This is a genomic window from Kribbella amoyensis (assembly GCF_007828865.1).
In the GTDB taxonomy this organism is placed as follows: domain Bacteria; phylum Actinomycetota; class Actinomycetes; order Propionibacteriales; family Kribbellaceae; genus Kribbella; species Kribbella amoyensis.
Map to the genome: position 1 here is coordinate 646557 of NZ_VIVK01000001.1, position 20270 is coordinate 666826.

The window sequence follows — 20270 nt, forward strand, 5'->3', positions numbered from 1 at the left end:
TCCTCAGTGGAAGGTGACAGCGGCCGTACCGCCGTGCCGGTTCGTGACATCGACGACCAGGCGCCAGCCGGACCCGCGGCGAGTGACCTGTACGCCCTCGTCGGCGGACACCAGCCGGCGGCCGGGCCCGGTCAGGTCGACGGTCACCGACGTCCGGGCCTGCGTCGGGTCGGACACGGCGACCGATCCGCCCGCGACGACCACCGACGCGGGGCCGTCGACGGTGATCTCGTCGACCGACCCGGCCGTCCAGAAGTTCGCGGCCAGGACGTTGCGGAGCCGGACGGCGTGTACGGTCGCGTCGGCGCGCAACCGCCGGACCGGGCGGGTCCGGGCGAACGCCTCGGTCGCGGCCAGGCTCGCCGTCGGCAGCTGGACGTAGTAGTAGCCCTGGGCAACGGGCGCGGCGCCGTGGTCGATCCAGACCGTCTGGTACGGCCGGGTCACCGGAACGTCGGTGCCGTACTTGAGGTTGATCTCCCGCCAGGTCGCGGTCCGGTTCTCCCGCAGCACGCGGACCGAGGTCTGGTCGGGGAACACGTACCCGCCGGTCCCGGCCAGGTGGCAGTACCCGGGTGCCTCGGTGAAGGTCTCCTGGCCGGTCCGGAGCTTCCGGTTCTCCACGATCGTCTCGACCGCTCCGGGGCCGCTGATGTCCGAGCCGAGGCAGACCATCACGTCGTCGATCAGGAACCAGCTCTTCAACGCCCGCAGCTCGGTCCCGTGCCCGCGCAGATCCATGCCGTAGGCACCGATCGTTGTCCCGGGCACCGCCGCACCACCGACCCAGTCGGCCGCACTCGTACTGCGGAACCCGTACGAGTCCGCCAGCCGCCGGGTGTCGACCGTGGTCCCGGGCAACCGGTACGGGTCGACGGTCGGCCAGTAGTCGCCGGAGTAGTGGCCGAGGTCGTCGTCGTAGACCAGCACCATGCCGTCGGACAGGTGCCAGCCGTGCAGGTGCTCGGTCTGGATCGACTCGTAGTTGTAGATCCGGGACGAGTACGCGCTGAGCCCGATCGTGAACCCGGGCCGGTGGTGCGCCGCCTTGTCCATCCGCGGGTACTGCTTGTGCAGCACGAGCGGACCGCGGGCCGGCGTCCCGGACGCGAGCACGGCCCGGGCCGCCACCAGCGAGGCCGGGTCGGTGACGGTCAGGAAGTCGCGGAACGTGTCCTCGGTGATCCACTGCTTGACCAGCGCGGTGAGCTGCTCGGCCCGGTCCGCCGGTGCTGCCGGGATCAGCCGGAGCGCGCCCTCGATCACCGTCTGGGTCGGGGCGTGGTTCTGCTTGCTCGGCCGGGCGATCTCGCGGCCGCAGACCGAGCCCATCAGGTCACCGCGGGCGATCAGCGGATCGAACGCGTCGTCGATCCAGTGGTAGATGTTGTCCAGGTCCGGATCGGTGACGGTCCACGGGGTCCCGCCGAGGAGGTACAGCAGCGACGACAGCGTGCCGAGCAACTCCTTGCCGTAGCCACCGTTGTACGGGTGCTTCCAGTGCTGGAGGAACGCGCCGTCGCTGTAGAAGCCCTCGCCCGTCCCGTCGGTACGCCCCGGTGCGTCGTTGAAGGCGAGCACGCTGTTCGCACCGTTGCCCTCGACATCGCTGATCGCGTCGCGGACCCGGACGAGCGCCGCGGTGTCCCCGTCCAGGACCGCGCGGACGGCGACGACGGTCGCGATCCAGACCCGGTTCGCGCCGGTCGCGATCTGCCGGTCCGCCCGCCACAGGTTCGGGTCGTTCGTGTAGTGGTTGATGGCGGCCGTGTACTTGGCCCGCAACGCCGGGTCGATCACGTCGTACAGCAGCACGAGCGTGTCCGCGAACGCGCCCGCGCCGCCGATCTCCCAGTCGTAGTCGTTGTCGTACCGCGGCAACGTCGGGCTGTACCGGTTCGCGTACATCCAGTCGAGCGCGCCGAGCACGTCCTCGGCGACCTGGGCGTTCCCCGCGTACGCCGAACCGGTGGTCCCCCAGGCGACCGCGAGCTGCTTGATCCGGCGCAGGTTCGAGGCGACGTGGTTCGACAAGGTGGTGCTGGCGAGGTCGGGCCACAACGTCGTCCGGTTCGCGGAGCGGTCGAGCGTGGTGAGGGCGGACTTCGCGAGCTTGTCGATCCGCGCGATCGCCACCGCGAGGTCGGGGTCGGACGGGTCCACGGTGGGCCCGCCGGTGAGCAGGGTGTGCCAGCGCTGCCGGAGTTCGTCGGTGGACGCGTCGGCCCACGCCGGCAGGGTGAGCGGGCCGGCCGTCAACGCGGCCGCGCCGAGCATGCCGCCGAGGACGGTCCGGCGGCGGAGGATGAGGTCAGACATGGGGTTCCTCTCAGGACAGGAGGTCGGGGTCGACGGCGGTCGCGATCGCGCGAGCCCCGGCGGCATTCGGGTGCAGTCCGTCGCCGCTGCTGAAGTCGGGGCGCAGGCGGGCCGGGTCGGCCGGGTCACGCAGGGCCGCGTCGACGTCCACGAGCGCGTCGAAGATCGGGCCGGTCCGGAGTCCGGCGTTCACCTGCTGCCGGATCCCCTCCAGTTGGTCGGTGTAGCGGATCCAGCCCTTGAACGGGCCGATAGTGGCTCCGAGCACCTTCAGCCCGTGGTCCCGGCCCCGGCGCGCGAGCTGGTCGTACGCCGTGAGCAGGGCGGCGGGGTCGAGCTGGCTCGGGGGTTGCTGGAGATCGTTGATCCCGAGGAAGACCAGGACGGCGTCGAGCCCCGGCAGCGCGAGCACGTCCCGGTCGAAGCGCGCCTGCCCACCCGGACCGAACCGGCCGTCGTCGAGCAGCAGCCGGTTCCCGCTGATCCCGAGATTCGCGACCGCGGGACGCCGCCGGAACCGTGCCGCGAACTGGTCGGGCCAGCGCAGGTTCACGTCGTCCGGCGTCCCGACGCCTTCCGTGATCGAGTCACCCAGTACCGCGAGCGCCCGTTGCCCGCGCCGGTTCACGTCGACCCCGGCCAGCAGGAACACGGACTTGGTCTGCCGCCCGTACGCCGAGTCGGCGGCGCCGGTCAGCTCACCGGATCCGATCAGCCCGTTCGCGTGGACATTGCGGTGGAAACTGATCGGTCCGGTCGGCCCAGGCAGGTACAGGCTGACGACGAGGTCGCCGCCGTCCGGCACAGCCACCGGGACCGGATCGCTGATCACGGTCGCCCCGGCAGCGAGTACGACCGTCTTCTCCCCACCGAAGCCGACCGCCTGACCACCAGCCACGACGGGCCCAAGGACCAGCGGACTCGTACCGAACGGATTCGCGAAGCGCAGGCGGATCGAGCTCGCGCATGCCGACAACCGGAGTACGTGCCGGAGGGTCGTGTCGGTGAAGCCGCCGGTCGCGTCCGCATCGGTGGCCGTCGGCGCCGTCTGCGCGGTCGCCCAGCTGGTGACCCACTGAGTACGGGAGCTGCTCGCCTCGGCCATGGTCGAGGTGGCGAAGACGGCAGCACTACCCGCCGCCGCACCCAGCAGGGTGCGGCGGGACATCGGGGGCATCAGCAGGTACCGGTCGGGTTGAAGTCGGCGCCGTAGGTACCGACCGAGTTGCCGCCGGTGTTGCCCGACATGGTGTTGCCGCAGACCTGGCCCTGCGGCGTGCGCATGAACTTGATGCCGCCCGCGGCGTTGTTCTTGATGGTGTTGCCGTAGACGTTCGTGTTCGTGCCGTCGGTCGCGGTGTCACCGCCGAGCCGTACGCCGGCGCCGGTGTTGTCGTGGATCGTGTTGTAGCGGAAGGTGTTGCCGCTGCCGCGCGCGTCCAGGCCGCCGGAGCTGGCGTCCTTCTGCTGGCTGCAGTCGTTGTACTCGATCACGTTCGCGGTCGAGTTCTCCTTCACGTCCACGCACTCGTTGCCCGCGGTCGCGATCGTGTTGTGGTGGATCCGGTTGTTCCGGCTGCGGTCCGGCTGGTCGTCGGGCGCGCCGTTCTGGCCCTGCTGCTCCGGCGCGGTGCCGAGGTAGATGCCCTCGCCGTTCTTGCCGCCGCCGGCGAACTTGAAGTCGTACACCCCGCACGGGCCGATGGTGTTGTCGTGCACGTCGGCGTTGGTCACCAGGTACCGGAGCCGCACGCACTCACCGCCGGCGTTCTTCAGCGTCATGTCGCTGATCGTCAGGGTCCCGACCCCGTCGCCGGGGCTGGTGCTCATCACGTAGATCAGCTTGTCGCGATAGCCGGACGCGCTCGTCGACGAACCGTGCAGCCCGTCGACGGTGAAGCCGTCCAGCGTGACGCCGTCGTGCAGCACCTGGAAGATCCGCGAGTTGCCGGCACCCTTCACCACGGCGGTCGACGGACCCGTGACGGTGACACCGGAGCGCACTGTCACCGCGTCCTGGCGATAGGTGCCCGGGGCAAGGTGAACAGTGGCGTCCCGCGGCGCGGTGTCGAGGGCTTTCTGGATGGTCGCGAACGGGGTCCCGGACGAGGTGCCGGAGTTCGCGTCGCTCCCGGACGTGGAGACGTAGTAGTCGGTCGCGGCGTAGGCCGGGACGGCGGGCAGGACGAGGCCGGTACCGATGATCAGGACGGGAAGAGCTCGGAACAGTCTTCTGGACATGACGGTCCTCCTGGGGGCGGTCGGACTATGACGTTGCTTGGTCGGCCACCAGCAGGCCGACCAGAACCGGGACGGTGCTGCCGAGCAGCAGCGGGCCCGCCGGAACTACGAGCGAGAAGATGGGCGCCGCGATCGCGGCGCCGAGCAGCGCCGTCCCGCGGGGTACCGAGGTGAAGGCGAGCCCGAAGGCCGCCCGGCGCCAGGCCGTCGCGGTCCCGGACGGATCGCGTCCGGCGACGACGGCGAGCGCCAGATGGTAGGTGATCCCGGCGGCGATCAGGCCGACGTGGATCATGAACAGGACCAGCGGAGCCGGTCCGGAGCGACCGGCCAGGAACACAAAGTTGCTAGCAGCAACAACCGCTGCGAAGGTCGCGAGGATCGAGTGCGGCAGCAGCGGGCGCCAGTACCTTCGCCAGCCGGCCAACACCCCGGTGAACACGCGCGTGTCCCCGTCGGTCCGCCAGCGATGCAGGGCGTACCCGACCGCGGCCAGCGCCGGCAACCAGGTCACCACCCCGACACACAACAGGGTGAACGCGGCCCCGGCCATCACCGGGCTCGCCAGCCACCCGAGCCAGTCCAGCGCCCGACGCATCAGGAACCCACCACCACGGGGAGCTCCATGTTCGCCAGGGTCTCGGCCTGCTCGCTCGTGAACACGACCCGCCCGTCCACCTCGACGTGCGTCGCGTCCACCAGTGACAACCCGGCTCGCTCGGACAGGATCACCGCGGTCGCCCGGGCGCTGAAGCCGTCGCCCTCGACCAGACCGTCGTCGTCACCGAGCAGGACGGTCTCACCCTCGAAGGCGATCCCGAACCCACGATCCAGCGCGATCCGGCGACCGGTCGCCGGCTCGGGACGCAGCGACGAGGCCGGCTCGATCGTGGTCAGGAAGGTCGCGGCCGCGGTACGTTCCGAGGTCGCTCGCAGCGTGTGCATCGTCCGGGTGAGCCGCAGACTCGGCGTACTCGAGGTCGGGTTCGCCTCCACTTCGGTGACAGCGGCCGAGATCCCGACTGGCGTGTGCGTCCGGACAAACGCCTGAGCCGAGCCCGACCGCAGCACGATCTCCTCGCCGTCGAACTCCAGCGGCCAGTCCGCGTGCAGCAACATCGTCCACTCCCGAGGCGAGCGCGCCGCACACCGGTCGAGCAGCACCAACCGGCCGGACGGGGTGAACACCAGAGTGCGATCCAGCCGATCGATCTCCAGGTCGGCCGGGTACATCGCCGCGATCCGGGCAGTCGCATGCGCCACCCCGTCGGCGGCCAGCACGTCCACCATCTCGGCCCGCCGCTCGACCGGCGCGCCCTTGTAGACGTGGTACCGGTCCTCGTCGGCGAAACCCTGCCCGTCGACCAGGATCAGGTTGTGGTCACCGGCTCGTTTGCGGTTGCTGTACCCCTCGTCCACGGCCAGGAACGCACCGCGGGACGTGAGCACGAACGACCCCGCGTCAGGGTGGTGGTGCCCGGCGCTCAGCGTGTCCCAACCCCGCTCGGCATCCAGCCGGTGCGAGGTTTCCCAGGCCTGGTGCCCACCACCGGGAGCGGCCTTGAACGACACCAGGGTCGCCTGGTCGTCCCATCCGGTCCGCGCGGTCACCAGGCCGAGGTCCGGGAAGTACGCCGACAACGGCGCCGCGTCGGCCGGCGCGACCGGGACCACCGACTCGTCGTACCAGAGCAGCTCGAGGTACGCCTCCGGCATCACGCCCGGCTTCACGCCACTCGCGTACGCCTCTCGCCAGAAGAACCGCTCGGCCACCTGGTCCGCGAGCCACTGCGCCTCGCCGATCCGGTACGCGGAGGCGAGCTTGTAATACAGGGAGACGCTGTGCCCGCTCCGCCGATCGTGGCAGTCACCGTGGTCGATGTTCTCCTCGAAACCGGGTGCGCACTGCTGCAATCGGTACGAGAACGTGTTCGCGAGGAAGCGGCACCGGTCCCACCAGTCCAGCCCTTCCCGGTCCTGCAGAAGGTCCAGGTACGTCGCGAGCCACGGCACGCCGTACCGCCAGTAGACGACACCCTCCATGTCAGAGCCGTCGGCCGGGAGCAGGTCGATCACGGTCGCGAAGTTGGTCTTCGCCCGCTCGGTCCACTCCGACTTGCCGAGTGCGTACCCGGCGGCGGCGAGGCCGGTGTAGCAGATCCAGTTGTGGTTCTGCCAGTACGACGAACTCCACCAGGAGCCCTCGGACTCGACGGCGAACTCGTACAAGCGGGTGCCCTGCAACTCCAGCTTCGCGCGCAGCTCGTCGGCCAGGACGAAGTCGTCCCCGAGCCACGAGTACGCGAGCGACAACCCGTGCAGCAGCCAGCCCGCGTCCAGGTCGTGGTCGGGCAGGTGCGCCTTACCCCAGTGCGGGAACCCGATCGCCGCCGAGATCCAGCGCACGGCCTCGGTCCGGTAGTGCTCGTGCCCGGTCAGCCGGTACGCGAGCGCGAGGTTGGCGGCGGCCGGGCCGAAGTACGTGATGCTGGCCGACGGGTGCTCGGTCGGCGGGGTCTGGCCGCGGTACCAGTCGCACTGCTCCACCAGCCGGCGCCAGCGAGCCGCATACCTGCCGTCCAGGCCGGACCGCAGTTCGTCGAGTCGGGAGTCGATCAGCATCGTCATCCTCCGATCCGGTGAACGGTGTCGCTGACCCGCACGCCACCGTCGACGAGTCGCACCGACGTGAGCGCGTCCGCGTCGCGGTGGTACACGGAGCAGTAGAAGGCGGAGGCGCCGACGACCGTCCAGTCCAGCGCTGTCCTGGTCCGTTGCGGGTCGTCCGCCGGACCGGGGGCAGGGCGGGTCACCGGTACGGCGTTGTCCGCGGCCAGGTGGAGACCGTGAAGCACCTCGACGCCCGACCAGGTCGTCCGGACGAACTCAGGCGCGACCTGGACCGCCAACTCGACGTCGGGGCGGAACTGCAGCACGATCTCGCGGTCCCGGTCGGCCTCGACGCTCACCAGGTCGACGAGATACCCGTCACCGGCCGCGACGTGCCGGACCGCGCGCACCCCCTCGTACCAGCCACTCACCTCGGCAGTCACCGAAGTGGGGCCGTGGTGAAGGAGAACCCCGGTGGCCTCTTCGGGCTCGGCGTTGTCGATGCGGATCGTCGGATGCGCGGCGGCGGACTGGTAGTACCGGCGCCACTCGGCATGCCCGTACGGGACCTGGCCCGCATCGGGCTGCCACGGGGTGTCCGCGCCGTACAGGTAGAGCGCGAGCTTGTCGTGGTGGCCGTGGCTTCCACCGTGCGCACCGTGGTCCAGCAGCGCGTGGATCCCGTCGACCCGGAGCACGGCGTACGAGTTCGTCACCTCGACCGTGGGGCGGTCGACCGGTTCGGTCTGCCGAGGCGGTCCGGCGAACCAGCCATCGAGCTGGTCCTCCAGCCCGTCGTACCCCGGTCCAACTTCCGCGCGAGCCCGGTTGCCGACGGCATCGAGTCCGTGGTGCTCGGTGAACTGACGCGCCAGGACCACGATCTCCAGCCACTCGATCGCCAGCGGCACCCGGCGGTACGGGCCGTCGTGCAGCGCGGGCAGGATCCCGCCGTCGGTCGCGATCCCGGCCAGCGCGGAGATCATCGCCTCGAGCCGATCCGGTACGGACGTGGGGTCCTGGCCGCGGAGGCTCAGCAGGTACGCCCGCAGCACGAAGCCGTGGTAGTACGTGCTGTTCTCCCACTCCCAGCCGTCCTCGGCCGTCGAGACCGCGAGGTGCGCGTACTGCCCGTGCTCGCCGGTCAGCCACTCCGTCGCGCCGTCCCAGGCTTCACCGCGAATCGCGGCCGCGGCCTGCCCGGCGACGGTACCGAGCGCGTTGAACCAAGCCGTGTAGTTGGAGGAGAACTTGTCCTGGGCCACCATCGCGTCACGGGCCAGCCGAGCCCCGGCGACCATGTCGTCCAGCATCGGCAGGCATTCGGCCAGCTCGACCCCGCGGTCGGCCAGGTTCTTCGCCGAGTGCGCGATCGGTACGCCCCAGACCGCGTCGGTCAGCGCCTGGTGGAACAACCGGCCGCGCTGCATCCAGCCCTGCGCCTCCTCATGCTCCCCCTCCTTGGTCAGCTCCAGGTACAGCCGCGCGTACCGGATGAGCAACTCGCCGCCCTCGCCGGTGTGGGACAGCAGACGGATCCGGCGTCCCCACCAGTGGTGCGCGAGGACCCGCCAGGCCCCGCGCACCGCCTCGGTGTCCACCCGGCATCCGTACGAGCAGGGCACGCCGCCGGCCGGAAACTCACCGGTTTCGTAGCCGGCGGGTTCCAGCTCGACCCCGTGCGCCGGGCACACGTACTGATGCCACCAGCCACCGCGCTCGGTCGGCGGGTTGCCGCTGGGCTGATCCGGGGTCAGCGAGGCCACGTGCCACCGTCGATGTCGATGGTGATCCCGGTCAGGTAGCCCGACGCGGGCAACGCCAGGAACTTGACCGCGTTCGCCACGTCCTCGACCGAGCCGGCCCGGCCGATCGGGGTCCCGGCGACCATCGCCGCCTGCGCCTGCTCGGTGGAGAAGGTCTGGTGGAACGCGGTCTCGGCGATGTACCCGGGCGCGACCGCGTTGACCGTGATGCCCTGCGACCCGAGCTCCTTGGCCAGGCCCTTGGTGAAGCCGCGGATCCCGGCCTTCGCGGCCGCGTAGACGACCGAGCCGGGTCCGCCGCCGTTGTGCGCAGCCAGCGACGCCATGGTGATGATGCGCGGGTTGACCGACTGGGCCAGGTGACCGATCGCGGCCCGGGTGGTCCGGAAGGTGGCGCCGAGGTTCACGTCGACCACCTGCTGGAAATGCTCGTCCGACATCTCCTCGACCTTGACCCGGCCGATCAGGTGGCCGGCGTTGCAGACCAGGATGTCCAGCCCGCCGAGAAACCCGACGGTTTCGTCCAGCAGCCGGTTCACGTCCGCCGTACTGGTCACGTCCGCGCAGACGGCGATCGCCTTCCGGCCGAGGGCCTCGATGTCGGCGACCGTCCGGGCCGCCGCGTCCGCGGACTTGCCGTAGTGGACCACGACGTCCGCCCCGGCCGCGGCCAGGCCGAGCGCGACCGCCCGGCCGATCCCGTGTCCGGCCCCGGTGACGAGCGCGCGCGATCCCTGCAGTTCCTCCGACATACCTTGCTCTCCTTCGATCAGTGTCATTTGATGCCCGCGGTCGCGAAACCTTGGACGAAGTAGCGCTGCCCGATCAGGAACAGCACCACCATCGGGACGGTGGCCAGCGTGGTGCCGGCCATCAGGAAGGCCCACTGGGTGTCGTTCTCGGTCCGGAACACCGACAACCCGACCTGGATCACCCGCAGACTGTCGCTCTTGGTCACCAGCAGTGGCCAGAGGAAGTTGTTCCACGACCCCTCGAAGGTCAGCAGCGCCACCGTGATGAACGCGGGCTTGACCAGCGGCGTCATGATCCGGGCGTAGATGCCCAGCTCCCCCAGCCCGTCCAGCCGGGCCGCCTCCTCCAGCTCCACCGGCAGGTCCAGGTAGAACTGCCGGAACAGGAACACCGAGAACGGGCTGACCGCGCCCGGGATGATCAGCGCCCACCAGGTGTCCAGCCAGCCGGTCCCGCCCTGGCCGGTGATGTCGTTGCCCCCGAACAGCGGCATGAACCGCACGATCAGGAACTCCGGCAGGATCTTGGTGTACGTCGGGATCATCAGCGCGCCGACGAAGCCGAGGAAGATCAGCGAGCTGCCCCGGAACTTCAGCCGGGCCAGCGCGTACCCGGCCATCGACGCGATCACCACGTTCAGGATCGTGTGACTGACCGCGATCACGAAGCTGTTCCGCGCGTACGTCGCGAACGGCGCCGCCTTCAGCGCGTCCACGTAGTTGCCGAAGGCCCATTCCGTCGGGAGCAGCCGGGGCGGTGCGGCGGCGATGTCGGCCGGTGTCTTCACCGAGGTGAGCAGCATCCAGACGAACGGGACGATCATCACCACCGAGATCGCGGCCAGCGTCACGTACAGCGCGATCCGGCCCGGCCGGATCCGCCGGTTCTCAACGAGTGCCACGATCGCCTCCGGTGATCCGCCGGTTCACCAGGGTCAGGACGAGCAGCAGCGCGAACAGCACCAGACTCTGCGCGCAGGCGTACCCCATCCGGAACTCCCGGAACGCGGACTTGTAGATCTCGTACGTCATCATCGTGGTGCTGTTGGCCGGACCGCCGTCGGTCAGGATGTAGACCTGGTCGAAGGACTGGAACGCGCCGATCACCGAGGTGACGAAGACGAAGAACGTGGCCGGCTTCAGCAGCGGCACGGTCAGGCTGAAGAACTGCCGGACCTTGGACGCGCCGTCCACCGACGCCGCCTCGTACAGGTCGGTCGGCAGGCTCTGCAGCGCGGCCAGGTAGATCAGCATCTTCAGCCCGATGCCCTGCCAGATCCCGACCACGATCACGGCCGGCATCGCCCAGTCCGTCGACGACAGCCAGTTCGGCCCGGACAGGCCGAGGAACGACAGCACCGCGTTGGCCAGGCCGCTGCGCGGGTCGTAGATCCACAGCCAGACCAGCGCCACCGCGATCGTCGCGGTCACCTGCGGGATGAAGATCGCGGTCCGGAAGATCGCCCGGCCCCTCAGTTTCGCGTTCAGCATCAGCGCGATCAGCAACGCGATCGTCATCGCCACCGGCACCGTGAAGAACGTGTACACGCTGGTGTTCAGCACCGCGCGCCGGAACACGTCGTCACCGAGCAGGTCGCGGAAGTTCTCCAGCCCGACGAACCGCGGCGGCGTCAGCACGTCGTACGAGGTGAAGCTCAGCACCACCGCGGCCACCAGCGGCACGCCGATCCACAGGATCGAGTGCAGCAGGGCCGGCGCCACCATCAACAGGCCGGCCCGGCGCCGACTGCGCATCAGCCGGCGGCTCGGTGGGGTGGTGGCCGGACCGGGTGCGACCTCGCGCACCCGTTCCGGCAGGGACATCACTGCCATGGCGGCACCTTTCCGCGAACGGTCCCGCTCACAGCCGGGAGATCGCTTGCTTGCTCAGGTTCGCCAGCTCGTCGATGGCCTCCTTGGCGGTCCGCTGGCCGACCACCGCGGTCTCCAGGGTGACCTTGATCTTCTCCCGGATCTCCATCCAGGCCGCCGTCCCGCCTTCGGACCGGGCCTTGCTCATGTTGTCCAGGGCAAGCTTCACGAAGTCGTTGTTCTGCACGTACTCGGACGTCCGCAGGTCCTGCACGCCCGGGACCGAACCGCGCTGCTCGGCGGTCGGCAGGATCGACTCCGGCGTCCCGAGGAACTCCACCAGCGCCTGCGCCGCCGACGCGTGCTTGGACGAGGCCGAGCGGGCCACCAGGGTCCCGCCCTGCAACATCGCGGGCACCTTGTTGGCCAGCACGAACGCGCCGACCTTGTCCTCCTTGAGCAACTCCGGGTTCTGCTGCTTCAGCTGCACCCACAGGGAGTTGTTCGCCATCATCATCGCGGACCGGCCCTGCGCCAGCGTGCTCGGCTGACCGGTCGAGGTCTTGAAGGAGAAGTCGGCGGACTTGTCCTTCACCACGTCGAGGAACAGCTGCAACGCCTCGACGCCACGGTCGTCGTTGAAGCGGACCTCCTTGCCCGCCTCGTCGAACAGGTTGCCGTCGTTGGCGAACAGGAAGGTCTCCCAGCACTGCCGCAGGTCGATCGAGAACGGGTCGAAGCCGACCCGGGTCAGCTTGCCGGACCCGTCGGACCGGGCCAGCTCCTTGGACATCTCCCGCAGCTCGGCCCAGTCCTTCGGCGGTGCCTTGATGCCGGCCTCGGCGAACATGTCCTTGCGATACGTGACGATCCGGGTGTCCAGCACGAGCGGCAGCGCGTACAGCTTGCCGTCGTACCGGGACGGCTCGAGGACCCGGTCCTCGTAGTCGAAGCGGCTGGCCAGCGAGTCCGGCAGCGGTGCGAGCACCTTCTTGTGCGCGAACGGCGGGATCCAGCCGACCCCGAGCATCACCACGTCGGGCATCAGGCCGCTGGCCAAGCCGGTGGTGAGCTTCTCGTTCAGCGCGTTGTAGGTCGTGTAGTCGACCTTGACCTTGACGTTCGGGTTCTTCTGCAGGAAGGCCGGCAGCAGCTTGCCCTCCAGCAGCTGCTTGCCCGTGCTGCCCTCGAAGATCGGGGTCAGCAACGTGATCTCCCCCTCGGCCGGCCCGTCGGCGGCCGCCTGCGCGTCCCCGGACGGCGACGCCGCGCACCCGGTGGCGGCGGCGAACGCGCCGAGGCCGAGGGCCGTCAGGACAGATCTGCGGGTGTACTCCATGGCGCGCCTTTCGTGGTGCTGCGAGCAGGGTTGAGTGCATGCGTTGGTGCAACGATCTACCACCGAGAGCGGCGCTGGTGGTGTCGACTGGTGCAACGATGCACCGATGCTAGGGAGCAGAAATCGAAAGCGTCAAGAGGTCGGGTCGCCCAACCTTCCCGTAGACTTTTCGGCACGTTCTGTTGCATCGTTGCACTGGACGAAGGGGACACGGGTGGATCTACCGGGAAGAATGCGCGGGTGGCCATGGGAGAGGTGACGATCCAGCAGGTGGCGACGGCGGCCGGCGTCTCGCCGAGTACGGTGTCGAACCTGCTGAACGGGCGGAGTCACCGGATGCTGCCGGAGACCCGGCAACGGATCGAGACGGCGATCGACAAGCTGGGCTACCGGCCGAACCGGGCCGCCCGGCAGCTGCGGACCGGCCGCAACCAGACCATCGGGCTCGTCGTCCCGTCGGTGGGCAACCCGTTCTGGGGCGCGCTGGCCCGGCACCTGGAGTCGGCCGCACTGGCCGAGGGGTACCACGTGCTGCTCTGCAATTCCGAGCGTGATCCGCGCCGCGAGCGGGACTACATCGACGAGCTCTGGGCCGACGGCGTGCACGGCGTGGTGCTGTGTTCGTCGCTGCCGTCGCTCGAGCACGTGATGCCGCTGGTCGAGCGAGGACTGCAACTGGTCGCGTTCGACCGGACGGCGCAGGCCGGCGATCCCGCGTCGCTGGTCAGCATCAGCGTCGACAACGCGGTCGGCAGCGAGCTCGCCACCCGGCACCTCACCGAGCTCGGCCACGAGCGGCTCGCGTTCGTCTCCGGCGCGCTGGCCAGCGTCAACCGCAAGGAGCGGCACCGCGGCTTCGTCGCCGCGCTCGAACGCGCCGGAATCGACCCGGCCACGGCCATGCTGGCCCCCAGCGGCAGCGGCGCCGACGCCTTCGGGGACGTCGAGGCGTCGGAGCTGGGCCGGGCCGCGGCCGCCGAGTTGCTGGCCCGGGACGAGCCGCCGACCGCGATCGTGGCGATCAACGACATGTGCGCGCTCGGGATCTGCCGCGGCATCCGGGAAGGCGGACTCGAGGTCGCCAAGGACGTGTCCGTGGTCGGGTTCGACGACATCGTGCTCGCCGAGCTGTACGCGCCCACGCTGACCACGGTCCGGCAGCCGATGCGGGACATGGCCGCGTCCGCGTTCAGCCTGCTCCGCGCCCGGCTGGAGGACTCGGGCCCGAGCCAGGGCCAGTCGCTGCTGTTCCGGCCCGAGCTGATCGTCCGCGAATCCACCGCGCCGCCGCTGTCCTGACTACGACCGCCTCGTAGTGTGGACGAGGTCGGACGGTTCCAGGTGGAGGGTTGATGGCGACGCGGATCGGTAACCGGAACGCACGGTTCCAGGTGTGGCAGGCGTTGCTGACGAACCGGACCAAGCGGCAACGCGCGGGTGAGTTCCTGGTCCAGGGCGTCCGGCCGATCAGCCTCGCGGCCGAGCACGGCTGGACGATCACCGCGTTGCTCCACGACGCGAGCCGGCCGTTGTCCCACTGGGCGCAGGACCTGCTCCGGGCCCATCGCGACGCGGAGCGGGTGACGATGGCGCCCGACCTGCTCGCCGAGCTGAGCGAGAAGGACGAGGCCGAACTGGTCGCCGTCGTCGAGCTGCCGCCGGACGACCTGCACCGCATCCCGGTCCACCACCAGCCGCTCGGCCCGGGCGACGACTGGCACGAGCCGCTCACCCCGGCCGCGGGCGCGCGGACCGGCGGGCGCGAGTTCCTCGGCGTCCTGTTCGACCGGCCGACGAACCCGGGCAACATCGGCTCGATCATCCGGTCGGCGGACGCGTTCGGGGCGGACGGCCTGATCGTCACCGGGCACGCCGCCGACGTGTACGACCCACGGTCGGTGCGAGCGAGTACGGGCTCGTTGTTCGCGCTGCCCGCGGTCCGGGTGCCGTCGCAGCGCGAGGTGATGGCGTGGGTCGAGGAGCATCGCTCGGCCGGGGTGCCGATCGTTGTCGTGGGCACCGACGAGCACGGGACGGCGGACGTGTACGACGTCGACCTGACCCGGCCGACGCTGCTGCTGGTCGGCAACGAGACCACCGGGCTGAGCGCGGCGTGGAAGGAACTGGCCGACGAGCTGGTCCGGATCCCGATGACCGGTGCGGCCAGCTCGCTCAACGCGGCGAACGCGGCAACCGCGGTGCTTTACGAGGTGTCCCGGCAGCGCGCCCAAAAGTTCAAGACCGATGCGGGGGACGCCTCGTAACTTCGGCGGTATGAGCACTCGCGTACAACCTCAACCCCTGCTCGCGGTTCACGACGTGGAGCAGAGCAGCGCCTGGTACTGCGCGGTCCTGGACGCGACGAGCGGCCACGGCGGACCGGAGTACGAACGGGTCGTCGTCGGTGACGAATTCGTCCTGCAGTTGCACCGACTGGAGATCGGGCACCACCACGGCCTGTTCGCGGATCCCGCGCTGCCGTTGGGCAACGGGGTCGCGGTCTGGTTCGCGGTGGACGACCTGGACGCGGCGCTGTCCCGAGCACGGCGTACGGGCGCGATCGTGCAGAAGGAGATCCACCACAACCCGAACGCGCACCACGACGAGCTCTGGTTGCGCGATCCCGACAACTATCTCGTGGTCCTCGCCGATCGCGACTGACCGGCCCGGAGTGAGCCGGACCGGCCAGCCGGGTCTGCTGGGATCAGGTGGTGACCTGGTAGCGGATGTACCAGGTGCCGTTGGACGGGCGCCAGACGGTGTGGTCGGTGACCGGGTCGCCGAGGTAGTCGCCGGGCAGCGGGACGTCGCCGTTCACGCCCCATGTGACGGTGGTGCCACCACGGACGAACCACTGGCCAGTGGACGGCCGGAAGACGACCAGGTCCGCCTTGCCGCGGCCGGTGAAGTACGCCGGGGCCGGGAGGTCACCTGGTTCGCCCCAGACGATCCCGCCCGACGTACCGCGGACGAACCACTGCCCGCTGGACGGCCGGTACACCGCGATGTCGGCGTGCGCGTCGGCCAGGTAGTCACCCGGGACCGCCTTGTCCCCCACCGTTCCCCAGGTGATCGGCTCCAACGAGCCCTGGACGTGGAAGAAGCCTGCCGACGGACGGAAGATGGCCGCCTCGTACGACGCGCCGCCGAGGTAGTTCGCCGGGGCGGGCACGTCGCCGTTCTGGCCCCAGAGGAACTGGCCGATGCCGCGGATGTACCAGAACCCGTTCGACGGGCGGAACAGGGCCAGCTCGGCCTTGCCGTCGCCGTTGTAGTCGGCCGGGACCGGGATGTCGCCGTTCTGGCCGAACTGGATCGGATTCGCGCCGCGGATGTACCAGGTGCCGTTGCTCGGCCGGAAGACGGCGAGATCGGCGCGGCCGTCACCGACATAGTTCGCCGGGACCGGAATATCACCGTCGCGGCCCCAAACAATCGATTGGGTGAGAATTCTGGTGTCGGTGGTCGCGGCCGGCGCGGTCGGCGCCAGCCCGACGGCGGTGGTCACGAGCACGGACAGGCCCGCAAGGACACGTTTGTAGTGCAAGGCAGTTCCCCCTTGAGAGACAGGCGGCATTGACAGCCGGCGTCTCCCACCCGGCCCCCTGACCGGCCCACCGCCCACGATTGTTTGTCGTTCCGCAGGGCCTGCCGCGATCGTCACAAATCATTTATCCGATCGCAAGGCGCAAGAATGGGGAAATCCGGAAATACCAGAATCGCTTGCACGTTCAACCGAAAAACAACCGGCCCCCGACCTGCTACCTCGGGGGCCGGCGGCTCTCTCAGCTCTCGCAACCGATCCCGTCGTTGTCACTGTCGAAACGATGCGGGTCGGCACCGATCACCCGGAAGTTGCGGTACGGGATGTCGCCGCAGTCGAGATCCGGCGGCGGGGGCTTGATGCAGGCCGTCGGATAGGACGGGTCGCAGTTCGGCGTCGTCGGCGGCGGGGTCGGCGGCGTCGTCTGGACTACGTAGCGGAGGTACCAGGTGCCGTTGGTGGGGCGGAAGACTGTGTGGTCGGTGGCGGTGGTGCCGGCGTAGTTGCCGGGTTGGGGGCGGTCGCCGCTTCGGCCCCAGGTGGTGGTGCTGCCGCCGCGGACGTGCCAGGCGCCGGTCGACGGGCGGAAGACGGTGAGGTCCGCCTTGCCGTTGCCGACGAAGTTCGCGGGCGCCGGGACGTCGCCGCGCACACCCCACGGCAGCTGCGAGGCACCGCGGATGAACCAGCGGCCGGTGGACGGACGGAAGACGGCCAGGTCGGCGTGGCTGTCGCCGACGTAGTCCGCCGGGGCTACCACGTCGCCGTTGACGCCCCACGCGATCTGCGCCGCGCCCCGGATGAACCAGCGGCCCGTCGATGGACGGAACACCGCCGCCTCGGCCCGGCTGTCGCCCACGTAGTTCGCCGGCGCCGGGACGTCGCCCCGCTGACCCCACACGAACTGGCCGACGTTGCGGACGTACCAGTACCCGTTGGACGGACGGAACACCGCGAGCTCGGCGCGGCCGTCACCGGTGAAGTCCGCCGGGACCGGGATGTCGCCGGCCTGGCCGAACTTGATCGTGCTGCCGCCGCGGAGGTACCAGGTCCCGTTGCTCGGACGGAACACGGCGAGCTCGTACCTGCTGTCCCCCACGTAGTTGCGCGCAACCGGGATGTCGCCGTTCTGGCCCCACCGGATCGCCGAGCTGACCACCTTCGTCGCGGCGGCAGCGGTGGATGCGGTGGATGCGGTGGTGGTCGACGGACCGGCTTCGGCCGGCGCGGTCAGGCCGACGGCAGCGGTCGCCACCACCGCCAGCCCCAGGGCTGCGGATCTGAAACGCATGCGGATGTGTCCCCCTCGGACGTCAGGCGGTGAACTCCGCCGATGTCCTCCCCAGGACCCCCAGCCGACGGACCGCCAGCCCGTCTATCGCCGCGTACCCCCTGCCCGTTACGCCGTCGCCAGGATCTCCCCGTGCAGGACGCAGAGGAAACCGTCCGGTGCCTCGGCCCACTTCTTCCACGCGGCCGAGATTCGCTCCAACGTCTGCTCCGGTACGCCGGCCGCGCGGGCCTGGTCGGCGAGCGCGGACTGCAGGACGCGGTCCGCCCACATCCCGCCCCACCATGCCCGGTCCTCCGGGTTCGCGAACGTCCACGTACTCGTCGTCGCGTCGACCCTCTCGAACCCGGCCTCCTGCGCCCACCACAACAACCGGCGCCCCGCGTCCGGCTCGCCCTGGTTCGCCCGCGCCATCCGCTGGTACAGGTCCATCCACTCGTCGAGCTCGGGCAGCTCCGGGTACCAGGTGAAGGCGTGGTAGTCCGAGTCCCGGGCGGCGACGATCCCGCCGGGCTTGCAGACCCGCCGCATCTCGCGCAACGCCTGGACCGGATCGGCCACGTGCTGCAGCACCTGGTGCGCGTGCACGACGTCGTACTTGTCGTCCGGCAGGTCGAGGTGATGCACGTCGCCGACGGCGAAGTCGACCGTGCCCGCCTTCCGTTCGGCGATGGTCGCGCGGGTAATGGCGAGGGCCGACGTGCTCGCCTCCAACGCGGTGGTCCGGCCCGGTTCGACCAGGGCCGCGAGGTCCGCCGTGATCGTGCCCGGCCCGGCGCCGACGTCGAGCAGCGACATCCCCGGACGCAGTTGCGGCAGCAGGTACCCGGCCGAGTTCTCCGCGGTCCGCCAGCGGTGCGACCGCAGTACCGACTCGTGGTGGCCGTGCGTGTAGACGTTGCTCATCGTGGACCCCTTCGTCCGTTGTCTCCCAGTCTGCACGCTACCGCGTTGTCTCTATTTTTGAGACCATTCATCTCTTTATTTGAGACATTAAAATAGTTGCTCTAAGCATCAAAAGCGTCCAGGGCGGACGAGTTCGCGGAAACGTCTGGGCAGTTCCGGTGAAGACCGCTAGGGTGCGGCGGTGCGTTCGAAGCCGATGCTCATCGTGATCAGTGGCCCGCCCGGCAGTGGTAAGACGACGTTGGCCCACCAGGTGGCGCAGGCGGTCGGGTGCCCGGCGATCTGCCGGGACGAGATCAAGGAGGGGATGGCGCACGCGACACCCGGGTTCGTGCCCGGGCCCGGTGACCCGTTGACGATGCGGACGCTGGCCACGTTCTTCGACGTGCTCGGGCTGTTCGCCGGCCGCGGTACCACCGTGGTCGCGGAGGCCGCGTTCCAGGACCGGGTCTGGCGGCCCGGCCTCGAACCGCTCGCGAGTCAGGCCGAGATCCGGATCGTGCACTGCGAGGTCGATCCCGAGGTCGCGTACCAGCGGATCACGGCGCGCTCGGCCAGTACGCCGTCCCGGTCGGTCCACGAGGACGCGTACCACGACAAGGAGCGCTGGGTCCGCAACCACCAGGTGTTCGACCGGATCGCGCTCGACGTGCCGACGCTGATCGTCGACACGACCGACGGGTACCACCCGGGCCTGCCGGAGATCGCCGCGTTCCTGCGCCGGTAGACACAGCCGCGGGTCTCTGGTGAGGTGAGGGACTGTGGATGCGCCGCGGACCGTCGCTCGGTTGCTTCCGATGGAGCCAGGGGTCTATCGGTTCCGCGACGAGGCCGGGAAGGTGCTGTACATCGGCCGCGCGCGGAACCTGCGGCGCCGGGTCCAGTCGTACTGGACGAACCTCGGCGACCGGCCCCGGCTCGCGACGATGGTGCGCCGGATCGCCCGGGTCGAAGGGGTCTGGTGCGACTCCGAGCACGAGGCCGCGATGCTCGAACGCAACCTCCTCGAGCAGTCCAAACCACGCTGGAACCGGGTGGAGGGCGGCGCCGAGGTCGTCGGGTACATCCGGTTCGACGCCGGCCCGGCCCGGCCAGGACTCCGGTTCACCCACACGGTCACCCCGAACGCGCCGCACTTCGGCCCGTACCTCGGCGGCCTCCGGATCCGGCAGGCCATCGCCGCGGTGCATCGCGTGCTGCCGTTGACGTACTCGGGTGCCGCGGACGGATCGGTCCGCGAGTTCGCCCAGCTCTTCGGGATCGGCCCCGATGATCGTAAAACCCTGGCCCGGACAGCGATCGCGGTCCTCGAACGCGACCCGGAGGCCGTCACCGCACTCCGGACCGAGCTGATCCGCCGTCGCGATCGCGCGGCCGCCGAACTCCGGTTCGAGTTCGCGGCGAAACTCCAGGACGAGCTCACCGCGTTCGACTGGATCGTCGCCGACCAGAAGGCGTCCTGGCTCGAACCGCACACCCTCGACGTCTACGGCTGGTCCCAGGGCATCCTGGTCCGCTTCCACCTCGAAGCGGGCCGCGTCCGGACCTGGACCCAACGTCCAGCCACGGAAGTCACGGCCCGCACCCGAGTCGCCGAGACCCCAGCGTTGTGGCGCCCTTTCGCCCAACGCAACGCCGACCTGGCCGCCCGCCTCCTCCAGATCTGAGGACGCGGGCGCGACCGGAGAAC

The 20270-nt window shown here is 69.9% G+C and carries 18 protein-coding genes; 5 read left to right on the forward strand and 13 right to left on the reverse strand.

Features of this window, described 5'->3' with window-relative positions; all coding sequences use genetic code 11:
• Positions 1-3 precede the first annotated feature (3 nt).
• Genes FB561_RS03165 through FB561_RS03210 form a run of 10 tightly spaced genes read right to left on the reverse strand, consistent with a single transcriptional unit; the run spans position 4 to position 12839 of the window.
• A complete protein-coding gene (locus FB561_RS03165) occupies positions 4-2319 on the reverse strand; it encodes a polysaccharide lyase 8 family protein (protein ID WP_145802823.1) in 2316 nt (771 codons plus the stop codon).
• Positions 2320-2329: 10 nt separating this feature from the next.
• Positions 2330-3487, reverse strand: a complete 1158-nt coding sequence (locus tag FB561_RS03170) for a GDSL-type esterase/lipase family protein (protein WP_202880530.1) — start codon at positions 3485-3487, stop codon at positions 2330-2332.
• A gap of 8 nt (positions 3488-3495) precedes the next feature.
• Positions 3496-4560 carry a DUF1565 domain-containing protein gene (locus FB561_RS03175; RefSeq protein WP_145802826.1) on the reverse strand — a complete coding sequence of 355 codons (1065 nt, stop codon included), beginning with the start codon at positions 4558-4560 and terminating at the stop codon, positions 3496-3498.
• A 25-nt stretch (positions 4561-4585) separates the two neighbouring features.
• Positions 4586-5158 carry a YesL family protein gene (locus FB561_RS03180; protein WP_145802828.1) on the reverse strand — a complete coding sequence of 191 codons (573 nt, stop codon included), beginning with the start codon at positions 5156-5158 and terminating at the stop codon, positions 4586-4588.
• Positions 5158-7182, reverse strand: coding sequence for a heparinase II/III family protein (locus FB561_RS03185; RefSeq protein WP_145802830.1), 2025 nt, complete (start codon positions 7180-7182; stop codon positions 5158-5160). The genes FB561_RS03180 and FB561_RS03185 overlap by 1 nt, the downstream gene beginning before the upstream one ends.
• A gap of 2 nt (positions 7183-7184) precedes the next feature.
• Positions 7185-8936: a heparinase II/III domain-containing protein gene (locus FB561_RS03190; protein WP_145802832.1), complete on the reverse strand. Its 1752-nt coding sequence runs from the start codon at positions 8934-8936 to the stop codon at positions 7185-7187.
• A complete protein-coding gene (locus FB561_RS03195) occupies positions 8924-9688 on the reverse strand; it encodes an SDR family NAD(P)-dependent oxidoreductase (protein WP_145802834.1) in 765 nt (254 codons plus the stop codon). The genes FB561_RS03190 and FB561_RS03195 overlap by 13 nt, the downstream gene beginning before the upstream one ends.
• A gap of 23 nt (positions 9689-9711) precedes the next feature.
• A complete protein-coding gene (locus FB561_RS03200; RefSeq protein WP_238334626.1) occupies positions 9712-10590 on the reverse strand; it encodes a carbohydrate ABC transporter permease in 879 nt (292 codons plus the stop codon).
• Positions 10577-11521 carry a carbohydrate ABC transporter permease gene (locus FB561_RS03205; protein WP_145802836.1) on the reverse strand — a complete coding sequence of 315 codons (945 nt, stop codon included), beginning with the start codon at positions 11519-11521 and terminating at the stop codon, positions 10577-10579. The genes FB561_RS03200 and FB561_RS03205 overlap by 14 nt, the downstream gene beginning before the upstream one ends.
• A gap of 28 nt (positions 11522-11549) precedes the next feature.
• Entirely contained in the window at positions 11550-12839 is a 1290-nt protein-coding gene (locus tag FB561_RS03210; protein ID WP_145802838.1) for an extracellular solute-binding protein, read from the reverse strand.
• 246 nt (positions 12840-13085) lie between these two features.
• Between FB561_RS03210 and FB561_RS03215 the strand changes: the two genes are divergently transcribed.
• The 3 genes from FB561_RS03215 to FB561_RS03225 are packed head-to-tail and all read left to right on the forward strand — an operon-like array spanning position 13086 to position 15500.
• Complete coding sequence (locus FB561_RS03215) at positions 13086-14138, forward strand: LacI family DNA-binding transcriptional regulator (protein WP_145812719.1); 1053 nt, start codon at positions 13086-13088, stop codon at positions 14136-14138.
• A gap of 53 nt (positions 14139-14191) precedes the next feature.
• A complete protein-coding gene (locus FB561_RS03220) occupies positions 14192-15103 on the forward strand; it encodes a TrmH family RNA methyltransferase (RefSeq protein WP_145802840.1) in 912 nt (303 codons plus the stop codon).
• A gap of 10 nt (positions 15104-15113) precedes the next feature.
• Positions 15114-15500 (forward strand): VOC family protein, encoded by a 387-nt coding sequence (locus FB561_RS03225; RefSeq protein WP_145802842.1) that lies wholly within the window; start codon positions 15114-15116, stop codon positions 15498-15500.
• 43 nt (positions 15501-15543) lie between these two features.
• On the opposite strand, the gene FB561_RS03230 is transcribed toward FB561_RS03225, so the two are convergent.
• The 3 genes from FB561_RS03230 to FB561_RS03240 all read right to left on the reverse strand — a co-directional run bounded on the left by FB561_RS03230 (position 15544) and on the right by FB561_RS03240 (position 18580).
• A complete protein-coding gene (locus FB561_RS03230; RefSeq protein ID WP_145802844.1) occupies positions 15544-16386 on the reverse strand; it encodes an FG-GAP repeat domain-containing protein in 843 nt (280 codons plus the stop codon).
• A 238-nt stretch (positions 16387-16624) separates the two neighbouring features.
• A complete protein-coding gene (locus tag FB561_RS38170) occupies positions 16625-17674 on the reverse strand; it encodes a hypothetical protein (protein ID WP_202880531.1) in 1050 nt (349 codons plus the stop codon).
• A 108-nt stretch (positions 17675-17782) separates the two neighbouring features.
• A complete protein-coding gene (locus FB561_RS03240; protein ID WP_145802846.1) occupies positions 17783-18580 on the reverse strand; it encodes a class I SAM-dependent methyltransferase in 798 nt (265 codons plus the stop codon).
• A gap of 181 nt (positions 18581-18761) precedes the next feature.
• Between FB561_RS03240 and FB561_RS03245 the strand changes: the two genes are divergently transcribed.
• Together FB561_RS03245 and FB561_RS03250 are read left to right on the forward strand one after the other, a co-directional pair.
• Positions 18762-19307, forward strand: coding sequence for a P-loop nucleotide/nucleoside kinase family protein (locus FB561_RS03245; RefSeq protein ID WP_238334627.1), 546 nt, complete (start codon positions 18762-18764; stop codon positions 19305-19307).
• A 70-nt stretch (positions 19308-19377) separates the two neighbouring features.
• Positions 19378-20247, forward strand: a complete 870-nt coding sequence (locus tag FB561_RS03250) for a GIY-YIG nuclease family protein (RefSeq protein ID WP_145802849.1) — start codon at positions 19378-19380, stop codon at positions 20245-20247.
• Positions 20248-20270 lie beyond the last annotated feature (23 nt).